The organism is Sphingobium limneticum, from assembly GCF_008710165.1.
GTDB classification, from domain to species: Bacteria; Pseudomonadota; Alphaproteobacteria; order Sphingomonadales; family Sphingomonadaceae; genus Sphingobium; species Sphingobium limneticum.
Genome location: NZ_VYQA01000016.1, coordinates 83087 through 99166, shown reverse-complemented (window position 1 = coordinate 99166; position 16080 = coordinate 83087). Strand labels below are relative to the sequence as shown.

Below are 16080 nucleotides of genomic sequence, written 5' to 3'. Positions count from 1 at the left end.
AAAATGTCAGGTACAGGCAAGACAAAAGTGCAAATGCGTCTCAATTGGGCGGATGCATTACCCTACCAGCCCGATCTGGTCCGCATTCGCCCAATTGCCATGCAGGCCGAAGCGCAGCCGGATGGGCACCTGGATTTCCGCGATCGGTCCCTTGGCGATATCCAGCGCATCAAACAGCAGCAGGTCGCTGCGATGTTCTTCCAGCCGGTTGCAGACCTGCACGATCCAGCCATCGCCCTCCGCCGAATCCGGCGTGCGCGGGATGAAGCAGGGTTCCTGCAACGAGGATACAGGCCCGCACCACCAGCGTTGCTTTTCCCCGGTCTGATGATCGATCAGGCCCAGCGTGTTCATGAGCATGCCGGACGGGCTGCCGCCCTTCAATTCCACCGGCTTGGTCGGGTCGATCACCAGCAGCCAGCCATAGCGATAGGGCAGCCCCGTCTGCCGATCGTCGATGCGCGGAAACTCCCCCATCATGTCGGTCAATCGCCGCACGCTCGCGAAATCCTCGCCATTGGAAGCCATGTCCACCGTCCAGCGCGTCAGAAAACTCGCCGATTCCGGCCCATTGAACGGCGCGCCATGAATGTCGGGGAAGAAGGGGAACATGTTATTCTTCGCCTCGGGCGTATCGAAATGGATCTTCGTCCCCTCCTGAAAGGCATTCATGACATGGCTGGCGAAGCAATTGTCGCGTTTGAACCAGCGAATGTCCGCCGCGCTCGCATCGGCCCGGCGCGGCAACACGCCCAGATAGACAGGCAGCGTCGTATCGAAACCGAAATGCGGCAGCCTCTGTTCCAGCCTTTCCCAGTTGGACGTGCTCGGCACGACGTGAAACAGCGCATAATCGGGCGTGATCGCAAAATCGTGCATCATGGCGTAATAGGGCAGTTCGAACCACAATTCCTGTTTCAGCATGCCGTCGGGCGACACGACATAATAGGTCATGTCCCGCGTCAGTACCCCCTTGGCCGCATAGCCAAAGGCGATCATGTCGCCGGTGGCCGGATCGATCTTGGGATGGGCGGTAAAAGTCTGCCCCGTCATCGCGCCGTCGAAGCGCGTATAGCCGTCCGTCTCCAGCGTCGCCGGATCCATCACCAGTGCCGGACTGTCTTCCTTCAGCGCATAGAGCCGCCCGCCATGAATGAAGGCAGTGGTGTTCGCGGTGCCTCGTGTCTTGCCCTTTACCGACTCGTCGTCGGTCAGCGGATTGCGATAGGCCCCGAACAGCGCCCGCCCCGCCTCATGCTCCAGCTTCCATTTGTCGGTCTTTGCCCAGCGCTGCCGCAGGCTCACCTGGCCGTCCTTGAACCGGAACATGGAGATCATGCCATCGCCGTTGAAGGCGATGTCGTCGCCCAGCAACGGCGGAAATTGCGGGTCCGGTTGCACCCGGTAAAAGGCTCCATCCAGTTCGGTCGGCACTGCCCCCTTCACGTCCAGATCGGCAATATCCGCCTCGATCCGTGAAGGCGTGTTGAAACCCGTGAAGGACGGTGTGTCCGGAAAATGCGCCACGGCTGATCCTCTCCCTGTTCTGGTTGAGGATATTGTATGTGACACTCACATTTTTTCAAGCCGCAGGATTGACGGACCAACACTTACTGCACACACTGTTACTATGAATACCATGAAAGACATCGAACCGCTCGACCTCTTCCCCGATCCTGGCCTCAGCGGCATCGATGGGCTGGTCGGTTTCCACATCCGGCTCGCCAGCGCAGCAGTCTACCAGCATTTTACCGAGACGTTCAGCGACCTTGGCCTGACCCAGAAGCAGGTCGCCGTCCTCTGGCTGATCGAGGATCAGCCCGGTATCGCCCAGGCCGATATCGGTCGCCGGTTGAAGATGGACCGGGCCAGCGTCATGGCCATCGTAAACCGCATGCAGGACCGGGGTTTCCTGACCCGCGGCGCCTCCGCACAGGACCGTCGCCGCCAGACATTGAGCCTGACCGACAGCGGCCGCGACTCGCTGGCCGATGCGCGCGCCTGCATCGCGGCGCATGAAAATTGGCTCAAGGCGCGGTTCAGCCCGGCCGAAACCGCCATGCTGGTGGAGCTGTTGCGCCGCGTCTACGTCTGACCCGGCAAAGGACATTATCCGGGATTTTCGTGGCCTTCCCGTCCCCGCCGCCATCATCCTGTTACTGCCGCTACTACCAATAGAGACAACAGCATTATTTGCCCTCTCGCAATATTGGCAAATATTGCGACAATGTTCGTCGTCGGGGCTACCAAGCCCTTGCAACGGGCAAAATTGTATGTCTTACTAACAATCGACACACAGCATGTCACAAGGCGGGTCACGTCCGGTCAGGGCGGATCTAACAAAGCCGGATTAGGAGAGGGGATTACCCATGCAACACGATCTTCGTGCAATGATGTCGCGCGCCCTGTTGGCGTCGGCCTCCATCCTCGCAATCACAACGCCAGCCTCGGCACAGGCCCAGCCGCCCGCCGCCGCGCCACAAGCGGCCGAGCAGGAAGCCGCCTCGCAATCGTCCGTCGCGGACATCGTCGTCACCGCCCAGTTCCGCGCTCAGCGGTTGCAGGATACGCCGATCTCCATCACTGCCGTCGGCGCCGCCGAACTGGAGGCCAAGAGCCAGACCAACCTGGCGCAAATGGCCGATTCCGCGCCGAACGTTTCCCTAAAGCCGCAGGGTGCCTCCTTCGGCCCCTCCATTACCGCCTCGATCCGCGGCGTGGGCCAGAACGACTTCAACCCCGCTTATGAACCGGGCGTCGGCATCTATATCGACGATGTCTATTATCCGCAGCTGACCGGCGCGGTGTTCGAACTGCTCGATCTCGACCGCGTCGAAATCCTGCGCGGCCCGCAAGGTACTCTGGCCGGCCGCAATGCCGAGGGCGGCGCGATCAAGCTCTACTCGAAGCGCCCCAGCGGCGATGGCGGCGGCTTCGTCGAGGTCAATTACGGCATCCGCAACCGCATCGGCATTCGTGCAGCCGCCGATTTCGGCATCACCGACACGCTGGCCGTTCGCATTTCCGGCGTCGCCAAGCAGCAGGACGGTTTCGTCGACCGGGTCGACTATGGCTGCGCCAATCCGGGCAGCGGCATCCCGTCGACCCAGCCGGCCGGCGACTGCACCATCAGCAAGCTGGGCGGCGTTGGTTATCAGGCAATTCGTGCCATCGCCTTCTGGGAGCCCAGCGACAAGCTGGATGTCACCGTCATCGGCGATTACACCCGCGACGAACATACGATCGCCGGCGAAGTGTTGCTGGCGACCAGCACGGTCGCGTCGCCCAACACCAATCCAGCGCCCGGCGTCGTCTATGATAATCGCTTCATCTGCGGCCGCTATTGCAACTATATCGGCACCGGCCAGCCTGCCGGCGTCTGGACCCCGCCCATCCCGGTCGATCCCTATGGCGCAGCCGGCACGCCGCTTGCCGCGACGCAGGGCACGGACCGCAGCCTCTACAAGGGCTGGGGCGTGTCGGGGCAGATCAACTATGCCCTGTCCGACGCCTTCAAACTGTCGTCCATCACCGGGTACCGCACCTTCAACACCCGGTTCGATTCCGATGATGATATCTCACCTGCCAACATCGGCTTCGGCCGCAATTATCTGGAAAATTGGAGCTTCAGCCAGGAAGTCCGGCTGAACGCGGAACTGGGCGACAATCTCAATGCCACGGTCGGCGGCTATTATTTCAAGCAGAGTTCCACTTACGACTCCCTTCAGGACATTCGCTACGTCCCGGTCTATCCTCTGCAATTCCGCCAGCCCGATCCCACCAAGGCAGAAGCGAAGGCGGCCTTCGCCCATATCTCCTGGAAGCCGGTCGATCGCCTGACGCTGAGCGGCGGTTTGCGCTACACGACGGAAACCAAGGACCAGACCTATTATCGCCTGAACTTCGACGGTACGGTCAACCGCTTCCTCGATCCGGTCGGGGCAGCCTATGGCATCGGCTATTCCGGCGCGGATACACTCGACTATAATGGCAATGGCAACAGAACCGAAACCGTCACGGCGCTGTCGGGCCTGACCGCCCATTACAGCGCCAAGCGTTGGGACTATCGCGTTGCGGCCGATTATCGCCTGACCGACAGTCTGATGGTCTATGGATCGGTATCGACCGGCTTCAAGGGCGGCGGCTCCAACCCACGCCCCTTCACCACGCAGCAGGTCATCGCCTTTCGTCCCGAAAAACTGACCGCCTATGAAGTCGGCTTCAAGAGCGACTTCTTCAATCGCCGCGTCCGCCTGAACGCTGCCGCCTTCATCAACGACTATGTCGATATCCAGATTCCGGTGCTGACCTGCCCGACCGCGCCCTGCGCCGCCCGCCTCAATGCCGGCGACGCGCGGGTCAAGGGGTTCGAGGCCGAACTGTCTGCCTATCCGATCGACGGCCTCGCGATCGATGCGTCGATCAGCTATCTCGACTTCAAATATAAGGCGAGCAGCCTCGATCCCGCAGCGGCCTATCCGACCAATCCTGGCGGTGTATCGGCCGACGATCCGCCAGTCTCGCCGCCTTGGAAGTTCAGCCTTGGGGCGCAGTATAAGATCGATCTGGACAAAGCCGGCAGCCTGACCCCGCGCTTCGACGTCACCTATGAAGACAAGAAGTTCGGCGGTTCGGCGGTCATCAACGGCACCCGCATCCTCAACTTCGTGCCGGCCTACACGCTGGCAAACGCACGCCTGACCTGGCAGAATGCGGACGAGGATCTCGACGTCTCGTTCGAAGTCACCAACCTCTTCGACAAATATTATTATCTCTCCGTCTTCGACCTGCGCGGCGCAGGCGCGGGCGTGCGCAAGGCACGCCCCGGCAACCCGCGCGAATGGGCGGTGACGGTGAAAAAGAAATTTTAGGCCTCCCCCCAAGTGGGAAAACTCGCGGTCGGGCTGCGCACGCCCGACCGGCTTCTTTCTGGAGACGCATGCGGCATGACCGACGTCACACTTTATCATTGGGAACCCAACGCCAATTCGGGCAAGCCCATGCTGGCACTGTTCGAAAAGGGCGTCGCGTTCGACAGCCATTATCTCGACCTGCTGAATTTCGATCAGCACAAGCCGGACTATCTGGCGGTCAATCCGCTCGGCACCATTCCCGCCATGACCCATGGCAAGCTGGTGCTGACCGAATCCACCGCCATCATGGAATATGTGGATGAAGCGTTCGACGGCCCGCGCCTGATGCCCGCCGACCCGGTCGATCAATGGCGCACCCGCTGGTGGATGAAATTCCTCGACCAGTGGCTCGCGCCCAGCTTCTCGATGATCGGCTGGAGCGTGTTCGTCGGCCCGTCGGTGCGGCAGAAAGACCCGGCCGAACTGGAAGCGGCGATCGACCGCATCCCCATGCCCGAACGGCGTGTCGCCTGGCGCAAAGCGATCAACGGCGCCTTCTCTGCGGAGGAAATGACGGAATCGCATCGCCGCGTCGGCCTCGGCATCGGTTATCTGGAGCAGGCGCTGGGTGAGCGGGAATGGCTGGCGTCGGACAGCTATGGTCTGGCCGACATTAACGGCTTCAACCTCGCCTATGCCATGCCGCTGTCGCAGCCGCATCTGTGCAACGACAAATTGACCCCCAACATCATGCGCTGGCTGCGCGCCATCTATGCGCGCCCTGCGACCCGCGCCTGCTGGGCCTTGGGCCGCACCGACCTCGCCCGTCGTATTTCCCTGCTCGAAAGCGAACCTGCATGACCGGCACCCTCTATCATGGCCAGCCCAATGGCCCGTCCTTCACCGTCCTGGCCGCCGCCGTCGAGAAAGGCGTCGTTCTGGACCGTCGCCCGATCGATCTTGTCGCTGGGGAGCGGCACTCGACCGCCCTGCCCCATCCCCTAGAAGTGGACCATTCGATCGAAGGCGAAGGGCCGGTGCTGGTGGTCGATGGCGTCGCCATGACCGACAGCGTCTTTATCGCCTGCTATCTGGATGATATCGGCACCGACCCTGCGATCCGCCCGGCCGATCCCTATGCCCGCTGGCAGATGATGGCCTGGTGTCGCTATGTGATCGAGCGCGTCGCCCCCGCCGCCGCCGCGCTGGGCAATGCCGCCACGCCGCCCCCCGCCGTCCCTGCCGGCATCGTCAGCGCGGACCTTGCCGCGCGCTGGACGCAGGCAGTCGAGGGCAAGGTGGACGAAGCCCAACTGGCCGACAGCCGCGCCAAGATCGTGCAGGCGGTCGAGAAGCTGGAAACGCAACTGGCCGATGGCCGCGACTGGCTGATGGGCGATTTCTCCATCGCGGACCTCGAAACCCATGCCTGGCTGGCGGGGATGCGCGCGATCGTGCCGGACGCCTTTACCGCCGCGCCGCTGACCGACGCCTGGGAAGCGCGGCTGCGTGCCCGCCCCGCCGTGGCGCAGGCGCTGGGCCTTGCCACCGTCCCCAAACCCGAAACCATCTGGGCACCCGGCCCGGAGATCAATCGCTGGGGCTGATATTATGCGCGCGATCGACTATTTCGACCGGGGCCATGATCTTGACCCCGAACGGTCCTGCCTGATCGACGTGGAGAGCGGCGAGACGCTGAGCTTCGCGGCGGTCAGGGCGCAGACGATCCGGATCGCCGCCGCGCTTCATGCGGCAGGCTTCCGCAATCAGCAGCCGATCGCTCTCTATGGCCCCAACAGTGCGACGATGATGGTCGCCCTGCTCGCCATCTGGCGCGCCAATGGCCAGTGGGTGCCGGTCAACACCCGCAACGCGATCGACGCCAATGCCGCCTATCTCGACTATGTCCGTTGCGGCTGGCTCTTCTATCACAGCAGCCAGGCAGAGGATGTGGCGGCACTCAAGGCACGCGTGCCCAGCCTCACCCGCTTCGTCTGTCTCGACCGCGCGCATGATGGCGATCCCTCGCTCGACCAGTTCATTGCGAACAGCGAGTTGGACAGCCTTCCCGACTTTTCCGACCCGTTCGGCAAGCCCGACGATGTGGTGGGCCTCTTCCCCACCGGCGGCACCACCGGTCCGTCCAAGGGGGTAGTGGTCACCAATCTGGGCTGGGGCACGATGATCGAAACGCTGGCCGCTTCGGTCGATGGCAGAACGCAATCACCTGTCTCACTCGTTGTCGCACCGATCACCCACGCCGCAGGGCCAGTGGCGCTCGCCACCCTGTCCTTGGGCGCGACGCAGGTGATCCTGCCCGGTTTTGACGCCGCCGTCGTGCTCGACACGATCGCGCGCCACCGCGTCACCCATGTCTATATGCCGCCGACCGCGCTCTACAGCCTTCTCGATGCGCCGGAGCTGGTGGGCAGCGACACGTCCTCGCTCAAAATCTTCCTGCTGGTTGGATCGCCCGTTTCGCCGGAAAAATTGCGGCAGGCGGTGGAGATATTCGGCCCCTGCCTCTGCCAGGCTTACGGCCAGGTGGAATCGCCGATGATCGTCACCTGGCTCGCGCCCGAGGATGTCGCAGAATCGGCAGCCGGCGATCGCCCAGAACGGCTCGCCAGTTGCGGGCGACCGACCCGCTCCGTGCGCGTCGCCATCATGGGCGAAGACGGCGCGCTCCTGCCCGATGGCGAGGCGGGCGAACTGGTGGTGCGCGGCGTGCTCGTCTCGCGAGAATATTATCAGATGCCCGATGCCACTGCCGAGGTGCGCACTCATGGCTGGCATCACACCGGCGACGTCGCCCGGCGCGATGCGGACGGCTATCTCTATATCGTCGACCGCAAGAAGGACATGGTCGTGTCCGGCGGCTTCAACGTCTTCTCCGCCGAGGTGGAGGCCGCCGTCACCGAACTGGCCGCCGTGCGCGAATGTGCGGTCATCGGCATCCCCCATGAAAAATGGGGCGAGGCCGTCCACGCCATTGTCGTCGCCGACAATATCGGGGAAACAGAGATCATCTCCCATGCCAAGGCCCGGCTGGGCGGAGTGAAGGCGCCCAAAAGCGTTGCCTTCGTCCGCGCCATTCCCCGGACTGCTGCGGGAAAGATGGACAAGAAAGCCCTGCGCGCCGCCTATTGGACCGGCGGGCGGATGGTGAACTGAGCGACGGATGCGAACATCCGCGCCACAAATGGAGAGGAAGAGGATGCGGGTCGCGATTGCGCTGCTGTTGGGAACGAGTCTGGCCCTGTCGGCCTGTGGCAAGGGGACGAGCCAGGACGCGGTCACGCCAACCTCCACCAGCGGGGTCGATGCCGCCCGGATCATCGCGGCCAAGCCCGCCGAATGGCTGTCGACCGGCCGCACCTATGATGAACAGCGCTTCAGCCCGCTGTCCGCGATCAATCAGAATACGGTCGGCAAACTCGGCCTCGCCTGGTCCGCCGACATGGATACCAATCGCGGGCAGGAGGCGACCCCGCTCTTCATCGACGGCACCCTCTATGTCTCCACCGCCTGGAGCATGGTGAAGGCCTATGACGCGCGCAGCGGCAAGCTGCTCTGGTCCTATGATCCGCAAGTGCCGCGCGAGACGTTGGTGAAAGCCTGCTGCGACGCGGTCAATCGCGGCGTGGCGGCATGGGGCGACAAGATTTTCGTCGGCACGCTGGACGGTCGCCTGATCGCCATCGACCGCAAGAGCGGCAAGCCGGTCTGGAGCAAGGTCACGCTCGACCAGACGAAGAATTACACCATCACGGGCGCCCCGCGCGTGGTGAACGGCATGGTCGTCATCGGCAATGGCGGCGCGGAATTTGGCGCGCGCGGTTATGTCGCCGCCTATGACGCCGACACCGGCACGGAAAAGTGGAAATTCTACACCGTCCCGGCCCAGCCAGGCACGGAGAAGGAAGCGGATTACCTCAAGAAGGCCGCCGCCACCTGGTATGGGGAGTGGTGGAAACAGGGCGGGGGCGGCACCGTGTGGGACGCCATGGCCTATGACCCGGAGCTGGACCTGCTCTATATCGGCGTCGGCAATGGCTCGCCCTGGAACCAGGCCTATCGGTCGGAGGGCAAGGGCGACAATCTCTATCTCTCTTCCATCGTCGCGGTGCATGCGAAGACGGGCGAATATGCCTGGCATTATCAGACCACGCCCGGCGACAGCTGGGACTTTACCGCCACCCAGCATATCATGCTCGCCGACATGGAGATTGGCGGACAGAAGAAAAAAGTGCTGATGCAGGCGCCCAAGAACGGCTTCTTTTACGTGCTGGACCGCACCAACGGCAAACTGCTGTCGGCGAAGAATTTCGTGCCGGTCAATTGGGCCAGCGGCATCGACATGACGACCGGCCGCCCGATCGAAAATCCGGAGGCGCGCTATTACAAGACCGGCAAGCCGTTCATCGGCTCCCCCGGTGCGACCGGGGCGCATAGCTGGCATCCGATGGCCTTCGATCCCAAAAGCCGGACCGTCTTCATCCCCGCCAATCTGGCCGCCTTCCCCTATATTCCGGAAAAGGGATGGAAGGCGAACAGACTGGGGTTCAATGTCGGCGTCGATATCGCGGCGGCCGCTATGCCGGCCGACAAGGCGGTGCGTGACGCGGCGATGAAGGCGACCACCGGCGCGCTGATCGCCTGGGATCCGGTCACGCAGAAGGAAAAATGGCGCGTCTCCTACAAGGGACCGTGGAATGGCGGTCTGCTCGCCACCGGCGGCGATCTGGTGTTTCAGGGGACGGCGACCGGCGACTTCAACGCTTATGCGACCAAGGACGGCCGCAAACTCTGGTCTTTCCCGGCACAGACCGGCATCGTCGCGGCGCCGATCAGCTATGAACTGGACGGGGCGCAATATGTGGCGGTGATGGCCGGCTGGGGCGGCGTCTGGGCGCTGGCGCCCGGCATCCTGTCCGACAAGAGCGGTCCCAGCCGCAACATCAGCCGCCTGCTCGTCTTCAAGCTGGATGGCAAGGGCACACTGCCCGCGCCCCCGCCCCATAACGCCATGCCGCTCGACCCGCCGCCCTCCACCGCCAGCGCGGCGGACATAGCGGCCGGTGCCAAGCATTTTGGCCGCTATTGCAGCACCTGCCACGGCGATTCCGCGATCGGCGGCAGCATCGTCCCAGATTTGCGCCGCAGCGCTGCCTTGAACGACAAGGGCACTTGGCAGATGATCGTGCATGACGGCGCGCTCAAGGATAATGGCATGGTCAGCTTCGCATCGATCTTCTCCCCCAAGGAGATCGAGGATATTCGCGCCTACGTCATCCACCGCGCCAATGAGGACAAGACACTGGAAAGCAAGCCCAATGCCCGTTGATCCGACGAAGGTTCTCGCCATCGACGTCCATGTCCATGCCGAAGTGTCGTGCCATGATCCCGAAGACCCGGTGATGGCCAAATATTTCGACGCGGCGTCGGCCTATTTTAAGGCGGACCGCAAGCGGCCGACCATCCCTGAAACCATCGCTTATTATCGGGCGCAGAATATCGCCTTCTGCCTGTTCACCGTCGATTGCGAGAGCGGCATCGGGGCCAAGCGGATCAGCAATTATGAAGTGGCGGAACTGGCCGCGAACGATAGCGACATCGTCATCCCCTTCGCCTCAATCGATCCGCGCAAGGGGAAGTTCGGTGCGCGCGAAGCGCGTGATCTTGTGGAGAATTACGGGGTCAAAGGCTTCAAATTCCACGGCATCATGCAGGATTGCCACCCGGCCGACCGGGTCGCCTATCCTATTTATGAAGTGATCGCGGAATATAAGCTGCCCGCCATCTTCCACACCGGCCATTCGGGCATGGGGACGGGGATGCGCGGCGGCGGCGGCGTCCGGCTGAAATATGGTCAGCCCATATTGGTGGACGATGTCGCGGTCGATTTTCCCGACATGAAGATCATCCTGGCCCATCCAAGCTGGCCCTGGACCGACGAGAGCCTGTCGATGGCGCTGCACAAGGATAATGTCTTCATGGACCTGTCCGGCTGGTCGCCCAAATATTTCCCGAAACAGGTGATCCAATACGCCAACACCCAGCTGAAGCATAAGATGCTCTTCGGCTCCGACTGGCCGCTCATCCGCCCGGAAAAATGGATCGACGCCGCCCGCGAAGCCGGCTTCCGCGAGGAAGTGCTGCCGCTGATCATGAAAGATAATGCGGTGAAATTGCTGGGGCTGGGTTAAGCAAACGAGCGATGAACTTTGCGTTCCCGGCGCAGCCCGGGCCCCAGTTCAGACCGTCGAACTGGACCCCGGCCTGCGCCGGGCAACGCTTCCTATGTGTCAACTTCTTGCTATTGCATCTGTCCTACAAGCGGCGATCCTGTCATGATATCGCCCTTGCGAGCGCAGGGAACTGGAGGGTGCGGTTTTGTCGTAAAATTTCCAACTCTTGTTCGGAAACAATAAATTTAGCGGGAAATGTGCGAAGCTAAGGCAGCGCCAGTAGAATAATCCGCTTCAAAAAAGCTGGCCGGGCAGACCCCTTTATCCGTCCCGGCCAGAGGAAACTGCCTGACTTAGCTATCGACCTTTTCCCGCTTCTCCCCGCCTGGCACGCCATGGGCGACCCGCTTTTCATAATCGGGATCATCCTCAGGCTTGGCGAGCGATGTCATGACCCGCTCATGGATGTCCTCCAGCGTCCCGCGAAATTCGGGATAGGGCAGGATATAGAGCTGGTCCGCCTCCACGCCCTTCAGCACATATTGGGCCAGCACTTCGGGTTCCATACCGACGGCGATCACCTGTTTCAGATGCGCCATGACATCGGGGTCCGCGCCATAATAGCCGGTACTCTGCAGATGCGCCGGGCGGGTCAGCACCGCTTCATGGATGTTGCTGTTGACTGCGCCGGGGCAGAGCATCGACACGCCGATGCCGTGGTCGGCCAGATCCAGCGCCAAACATTCGGAGAGGCCCCGGATCGCCATTTTCGACGTGCAGTAAATGCCTGTCCCCTTGAGCGCGACGAAGGCGGACATGGACGCGGTATTGACGATATGCCCGCCCTTGCCCCGCTCTATCATACGCGGCACGAAGGTCTGGATGCCGTTGATGACGCCCTTCAGATTGACGTCCAGCTGCCAATCCCAGTCATCATAAGTGGCGTTCTGGAGCGGGCCGAAGATCGACACGCCCGCCGTGTTGAACAGCAGCTCGACCGGCCCCAGCTTAGCCTCCACCGCGTCGGCGGCGCGCTCATAGGCATCCCGGTCGGTGATATCCAGTTTCACCGCCATCACATCATGGCCACGCCCCTCGAACCAGGCCATCGCCTCGTCCAGATGGTCCTGCCTGATGTCGACGATCGCGACCTTGCAGCCGGCCTGCGCAAACACCTTCGCCTGCCCCAGCGCCACGCCCGATCCGCCGCCGGTGATGAAGGCGGTACGCCCCGCTACCTTGGTCATGCCGCCAGTTCCTTCGCATTGCGGCGGGCCAGTTGGTCGTCGAACACCGAATTGCCGAGCAGGAAGCCGATCTCCTTCGCTCGGTCCTGATTGATCGCCTCATCCGGGACGGACGCCAGGATCGCGTCGAAGCGCGTCTTCATCCCGGCGCCAAATTCGGGATGGGTCAGGATGTAAAGGTCGTTGTTCCGGATGCCGGCCAGCACCCGCTCGCCCACCTCGTCCGCGCTCATCCACAGCGGGGAGACGGGGCGCTGCTCCAGCTCCTCCTCACGCTGGCGATAGCCGCTGTCTTCGCGATATTCGGCCGGGCGCAACTCGCCGCTATGGGCAATATGGCTCTGCACCGGCCCCGGCATGAAGGCCGATACGCCGATATTTTCCGCTGCCAACTCGCCCCGGATCGCTTCGGAGATGCCCAGTACGGCGGCCTTCGCCGCTGTATAAATGGCCGAATAGCTGATCGGGATCAGCGCCGATTGGGAAGAGGTGGTGACGATCTGTCCGCCCTCCCCATGCGCCTTGATCCGCGGCAGGATCGTGACGAGGCCGTTGATGACCCCGCCCAGATTGACGCCCATGCCCCAATCCCAATCGTCGAACCGCGCGTCCAGCACCGGCCCCATCACGCCGACGCCGGCATTGCCGACCAGCATGTGGATCTTGCCGAAGCGGGCCTCCGCCGCATCTGCGGCGCGGGCAAAAGCCGCGCGGTCGGTGACATCCAGCTGCACCGTTTCCACCTGTGCGTCGGCACCAAGGTCGGCCTTCGCCTGCGCCAGCGAATCTTCGCGAATGTCGGCTATCACCACATTGGCGCCCGCCCGCACCAAAGCGCGGGCTATGCCCAGGCCTATGCCGTTCGCGCCCCCGGTGATGAAGGCCGTCCTGCCATGCACGTCGCCCATCGGGCTGGTTGCTATCGTCATCTGATCCTCTCCCTTATTGTTTCAGGCCCAGCATGGCCCGTGTCTCTGCGGCGCTGGCGATATCGCCGCCGATCCGCTCAACCAGTTCCACGCCCCAGCGCACCAGTTCAGCATTGTCCGCCGCTTGCCTGCCGCGCCGCAAATAGATGGTATCTTCAAATCCCACGCGGACATTACCGCCCAGCAGCGCCGACTGCGCTGCCATGGGAAAACTGTGGCGGCTTACGCCAAAGCCGGTGAACCGCGCGCCGCGCGGGATCTGGTTCTTGGCATAGAGCATCGCCTCCGGCGTCGCGGGCAGGCCATATTTGGTGCCCAGGACGAAGGTGAAGGGCACGTTCTTCGGGATCGCCCCCTTGGCCATCAGATCGTCGGCGAAGACGAAATCGCCTGCCTCGAAACATTCGATCTCCGGCAGCACTCCGGCATCCTGAATCATATGCCCCATCTTCGTGATCATGGGGTCGAGGTTGATCGCCACCCCACCCCACAGCTGCATGGTGCAGATGTCGAGCGTACACATATCGGGCTTCAGGTCGAGAATATGCTCCAGCCGCCGCTCTGCAGTGAACATCAACGTGCCGGGCCCGCAGACGGCGGGGTCTTCGTCGCCCTGCATCCAGGTGCAACCCGGCCCGGTGGTGACGTTCAGGATGACCTCATCATTCTTGGCGCGGATCAGGCCGACGACCTCGCGATAATCCTCCAGCGATTGTGATGGAACGCCGGTTTCACGATCCCGCACATGCAGATGAATGATCGACGCACCCGCCGCCGCCGCCGCCAGCGCTTCGGCCGCGACATGGTCCGGGCGAAAGGGGAAATTGGGATGTGACGGCATCGGCGAACTTCCGGTCACCGCGCATGTCACAAATAGCTTGCCAGCCAATATCGCTCTCCTGTCTAGTCTCGGCTATGTTGCCGATCGCAGACCCAAGGGTCTTGCAGAGGAGAAGGCCCGCAAGAAGGCCGGTGGATGTCCCATTATTGCGAGTAACTGGATAAGGCATGGCACAAAGGGAAGAATTGTCGCGGTTCCTGAAAGCGGCGCGTGCCAAGCTGGCGCCGTCGGAAGTGGGGCTGCCGCCGGGCGAACGCCGGCGCACGCGCGGTTTGCGGCGCGAGGAAGTGGCGACGCTCGCGGGGATGAGCGTCACCTGGTACACATGGTTCGAACAGGGCCGCGAGGTGCAGCTGTCCGCGCCGATGCTGGAACGCCTCAGCCGTACCCTGCGCCTCAATCCCAATGAGCGCGAATTTCTCTTCGCTTTGGCCCAGCATCGCCCGCCCCCGCTGGCGCGCCGCCCGGACGAAACGATCCATGCCGGCACACAGCATCTGATGGATGCGCTATCGATTCCCGCATTGGTGATCGTGGAGGACTGGACCGTGATCGGGTGGAACCGGTTAGTTCCCCGCGCCTTTCGCGACTACAGCACATTGCCGCGAGAAGAGCGCAACCTGTTCCGCATCCTGATGCTGAACCCGCGCTATCGCGCCGATCCGGACAAGTTCCAAGATATGTGCCGCCGCCTGATCGCCCGCTTCAAATGGGATTATAGCCGCACCGCCCAGCCGGAGGTGTTCGAAGGCATCATCGCCGACATGATGGAACAGTCCGAATTTTTCCAACGCTACTGGCAGGATTCGGAGATCATGGCTCATTTCGAGGACACGAATATCGCCGACATGCCGGGCGTGGGCGAAATCATGTTCCGCCATACCAGCTATGCGATCGAGGAAGCGCCGGGCCAGCGCTTGCTGCTCTTCGCCCCGCTCGACGATGTCAGCGCAGCCCGCCTTGCCAAGCTGGTGGCGGAAACGGAAGCACCGGCGCTCGCCTGAGCGCCGGTGCCGGCCGATATCAGTTCGTTTCGCGCTTCAGCCGCTCGGCCAGAGCCGCGATCTCCTCCGGGTCCAACAGCCAGGTGCGCGTCTTTCGCCCTTCGCGATGGACCGGCTGAGTCAACAGGACACGCGCCTGCGCCTTGGCATGGTCCTTGTAGAGGCCAAAATGGACGGCGCAGTCGCGAATCGTGCCGATCAGCGGCGGCTTGCCGTCCAGGTCGATCATGGTCGCGGGCTGATCCCAGGGGATGCCGGCGACGCCGGGATATTTCTGTTCCATCACGCGGGGACACCATGGCCCGGCGACGAAATCAAGGTCTAAGAATCAAAAACTAGCGCAGCAGCGCCATCAGAATGGGATCGCGGGTCGCGCCCGGATCGCGGCGAATTTCCGCCTCCTCCCGACCGATCGCGCGGAAGATGGCATCGCCGATCTGGCCCGACACATTGTCGGCCAGCGCCGCATAATCCTTGCCCCCGCTGGCGGAGAGCGCCGCCGACAGCATTTCGAACATATCGGACCGCAGCGCCCGCGACGCGCCGGGCATCAGCGCCTCCACCACCGATCCTCGCGCTTGCCGGGCCAGCAGGTCGGTTGCCGCCGTCGGCCCGCCGCGCAGCACCGACACCGCATCGGCCAGCGTCATGCGCTGCACCGCATCCATGACGATCGGCGTGGCATTATCGGCCAGGTCCACCGCCACATCGTTGAGCGACCGCGCAACCTGATTGCGCACTGCATTGGTGCGCAGCAGGGCGGACAGAACCGCACCGCCCTTGCCGCCGTTCAAATCCGGCGGCACGATTCGGGTCAGTTGATCGTCATAAAATCCGCCCGGCTCCGTCAGCCGGGCAAAGGCGCGCTCGCTCGACAATTGCAGCAGCCGCCGCACCGCATCCTCGACCGTGTAACGGCCCATCGGCGTAGCACAGGCCGCCAGCGGCAGCAGCGCCAGCGTCGCGATCAGGCTGCGCCTGTCGGAAAAGCCGATTGATTGATCCATGACGCATC

At 62.8% G+C, this 16080-nt stretch carries 14 protein-coding genes; 8 read left to right on the top strand and 6 right to left on the bottom strand.

The genetic code is table 11. The features are described 5' to 3' along the window. Positions 1-57: 57 nt before the first annotated feature. Positions 58-1527: a lignostilbene-alpha,beta-dioxygenase gene (locus F4U95_RS18680; protein ID WP_150426656.1), complete on the bottom strand. Its 1470-nt coding sequence runs from the start codon at positions 1525-1527 to the stop codon at positions 58-60. Between the two features lie 103 nt (positions 1528-1630). On the opposite strand from F4U95_RS18680, the gene F4U95_RS18675 reads away from it, so the two are divergent. The 7 genes from F4U95_RS18675 to F4U95_RS18645 all read left to right on the top strand — a co-directional run bounded on the left by F4U95_RS18675 (position 1631) and on the right by F4U95_RS18645 (position 11062). Then, on the top strand, positions 1631-2095 hold the full coding sequence (locus F4U95_RS18675; RefSeq protein ID WP_120252661.1) for a Saro_0803 family transcriptional regulator: 465 nt from the start codon (positions 1631-1633) through the stop codon (positions 2093-2095). Positions 2096-2369: 274 nt separating this feature from the next. Then, complete coding sequence (locus tag F4U95_RS18670; protein ID WP_232016518.1) at positions 2370-4871, top strand: TonB-dependent receptor; 2502 nt, start codon at positions 2370-2372, stop codon at positions 4869-4871. Between the two features lie 75 nt (positions 4872-4946). After that, positions 4947-5714: a glutathione S-transferase family protein gene (locus tag F4U95_RS18665; RefSeq protein WP_150412171.1), complete on the top strand. Its 768-nt coding sequence runs from the start codon at positions 4947-4949 to the stop codon at positions 5712-5714. Further along, a complete protein-coding gene (locus tag F4U95_RS18660) occupies positions 5711-6460 on the top strand; it encodes a glutathione S-transferase family protein (RefSeq protein ID WP_120252659.1) in 750 nt (249 codons plus the stop codon). The genes F4U95_RS18665 and F4U95_RS18660 overlap by 4 nt, the downstream gene beginning before the upstream one ends. 4 nt (positions 6461-6464) lie before the next feature. Continuing rightward, on the top strand, positions 6465-8027 hold the full coding sequence (locus F4U95_RS18655) for an AMP-binding protein (RefSeq protein WP_120252658.1): 1563 nt from the start codon (positions 6465-6467) through the stop codon (positions 8025-8027). Positions 8028-8070: 43 nt separating this feature from the next. After that, on the top strand, positions 8071-10200 hold the full coding sequence (locus tag F4U95_RS18650) for a PQQ-dependent dehydrogenase, methanol/ethanol family (protein WP_120252657.1): 2130 nt from the start codon (positions 8071-8073) through the stop codon (positions 10198-10200). Continuing rightward, complete coding sequence (locus F4U95_RS18645; RefSeq protein ID WP_120252656.1) at positions 10190-11062, top strand: amidohydrolase family protein; 873 nt, start codon at positions 10190-10192, stop codon at positions 11060-11062. The genes F4U95_RS18650 and F4U95_RS18645 overlap by 11 nt, the downstream gene beginning before the upstream one ends. A gap of 335 nt (positions 11063-11397) precedes the next feature. On the opposite strand, the gene F4U95_RS18640 is transcribed toward F4U95_RS18645, so the two are convergent. The 3 genes from F4U95_RS18640 to F4U95_RS18630 are packed head-to-tail and all read right to left on the bottom strand — an operon-like array spanning position 11398 to position 14091. Beyond that, a complete protein-coding gene (locus tag F4U95_RS18640) occupies positions 11398-12291 on the bottom strand; it encodes an SDR family oxidoreductase (protein ID WP_120252655.1) in 894 nt (297 codons plus the stop codon). After that, positions 12288-13220 carry an SDR family NAD(P)-dependent oxidoreductase gene (locus F4U95_RS18635; protein WP_120252654.1) on the bottom strand — a complete coding sequence of 311 codons (933 nt, stop codon included), beginning with the start codon at positions 13218-13220 and terminating at the stop codon, positions 12288-12290. Before F4U95_RS18635 ends, F4U95_RS18640 begins: the two co-directional genes overlap by 4 nt. A gap of 13 nt (positions 13221-13233) precedes the next feature. Then, positions 13234-14091, bottom strand: a complete 858-nt coding sequence (locus tag F4U95_RS18630) for a beta-keto acid cleavage family enzyme (RefSeq protein WP_269462553.1) — start codon at positions 14089-14091, stop codon at positions 13234-13236. Positions 14092-14228: 137 nt separating this feature from the next. Here F4U95_RS18630 and F4U95_RS18625 point away from each other — a divergent pair, with 137 nt between their 5' ends. Beyond that, the gene (locus tag F4U95_RS18625; RefSeq protein WP_120252652.1) at positions 14229-15065 is read left to right on the top strand and encodes a helix-turn-helix transcriptional regulator; all 837 of its coding nucleotides are present in this window, start codon (positions 14229-14231) and stop codon (positions 15063-15065) included. A 19-nt stretch (positions 15066-15084) separates the two neighbouring features. On the opposite strand, the gene F4U95_RS18620 is transcribed toward F4U95_RS18625, so the two are convergent. Further along, on the bottom strand, positions 15085-15348 hold the full coding sequence (locus F4U95_RS18620) for a hypothetical protein (protein WP_120252651.1): 264 nt from the start codon (positions 15346-15348) through the stop codon (positions 15085-15087). A gap of 52 nt (positions 15349-15400) precedes the next feature. After that, positions 15401-16072 carry a DUF4197 domain-containing protein gene (locus F4U95_RS18615; RefSeq protein ID WP_120252650.1) on the bottom strand — a complete coding sequence of 224 codons (672 nt, stop codon included), beginning with the start codon at positions 16070-16072 and terminating at the stop codon, positions 15401-15403. Positions 16073-16080: the final 8 nt, after the last annotated feature.

Bases quoted from the DNA above. Each gene is read 5' to 3' on its own strand.
- F4U95_RS18675 (WP_120252661.1), top strand. From the start codon at position 1,631: ATGAATACCATGAAAGACATCGAACCGCTCGACCTCTTCCCCGATCCT.
- F4U95_RS18670 (WP_232016518.1), top strand. From the start codon at position 2,370: ATGCAACACGATCTTCGTGCAATGATGTCGCGCGCCCTGTTGGCGTCG.
- F4U95_RS18665 (WP_150412171.1), top strand. From the start codon at position 4,947: ATGACCGACGTCACACTTTATCATTGGGAACCCAACGCCAATTCGGGC.
- F4U95_RS18660 (WP_120252659.1), top strand. From the start codon at position 5,711: ATGACCGGCACCCTCTATCATGGCCAGCCCAATGGCCCGTCCTTCACC.
- F4U95_RS18655 (WP_120252658.1), top strand. From the start codon at position 6,465: ATGCGCGCGATCGACTATTTCGACCGGGGCCATGATCTTGACCCCGAA.
- F4U95_RS18650 (WP_120252657.1), top strand. From the start codon at position 8,071: ATGCGGGTCGCGATTGCGCTGCTGTTGGGAACGAGTCTGGCCCTGTCG.
- F4U95_RS18645 (WP_120252656.1), top strand. From the start codon at position 10,190: ATGCCCGTTGATCCGACGAAGGTTCTCGCCATCGACGTCCATGTCCAT.
- F4U95_RS18640 (WP_120252655.1), bottom strand. From the start codon at position 12,291: ATGACCAAGGTAGCGGGGCGTACCGCCTTCATCACCGGCGGCGGATCG.
- F4U95_RS18635 (WP_120252654.1), bottom strand. From the start codon at position 13,220: ATGACGATAGCAACCAGCCCGATGGGCGACGTGCATGGCAGGACGGCC.
- F4U95_RS18625 (WP_120252652.1), top strand. From the start codon at position 14,229: ATGGCACAAAGGGAAGAATTGTCGCGGTTCCTGAAAGCGGCGCGTGCC.
- F4U95_RS18620 (WP_120252651.1), bottom strand. From the start codon at position 15,348: ATGGAACAGAAATATCCCGGCGTCGCCGGCATCCCCTGGGATCAGCCC.
- F4U95_RS18615 (WP_120252650.1), bottom strand. From the start codon at position 16,072: ATGGATCAATCAATCGGCTTTTCCGACAGGCGCAGCCTGATCGCGACG.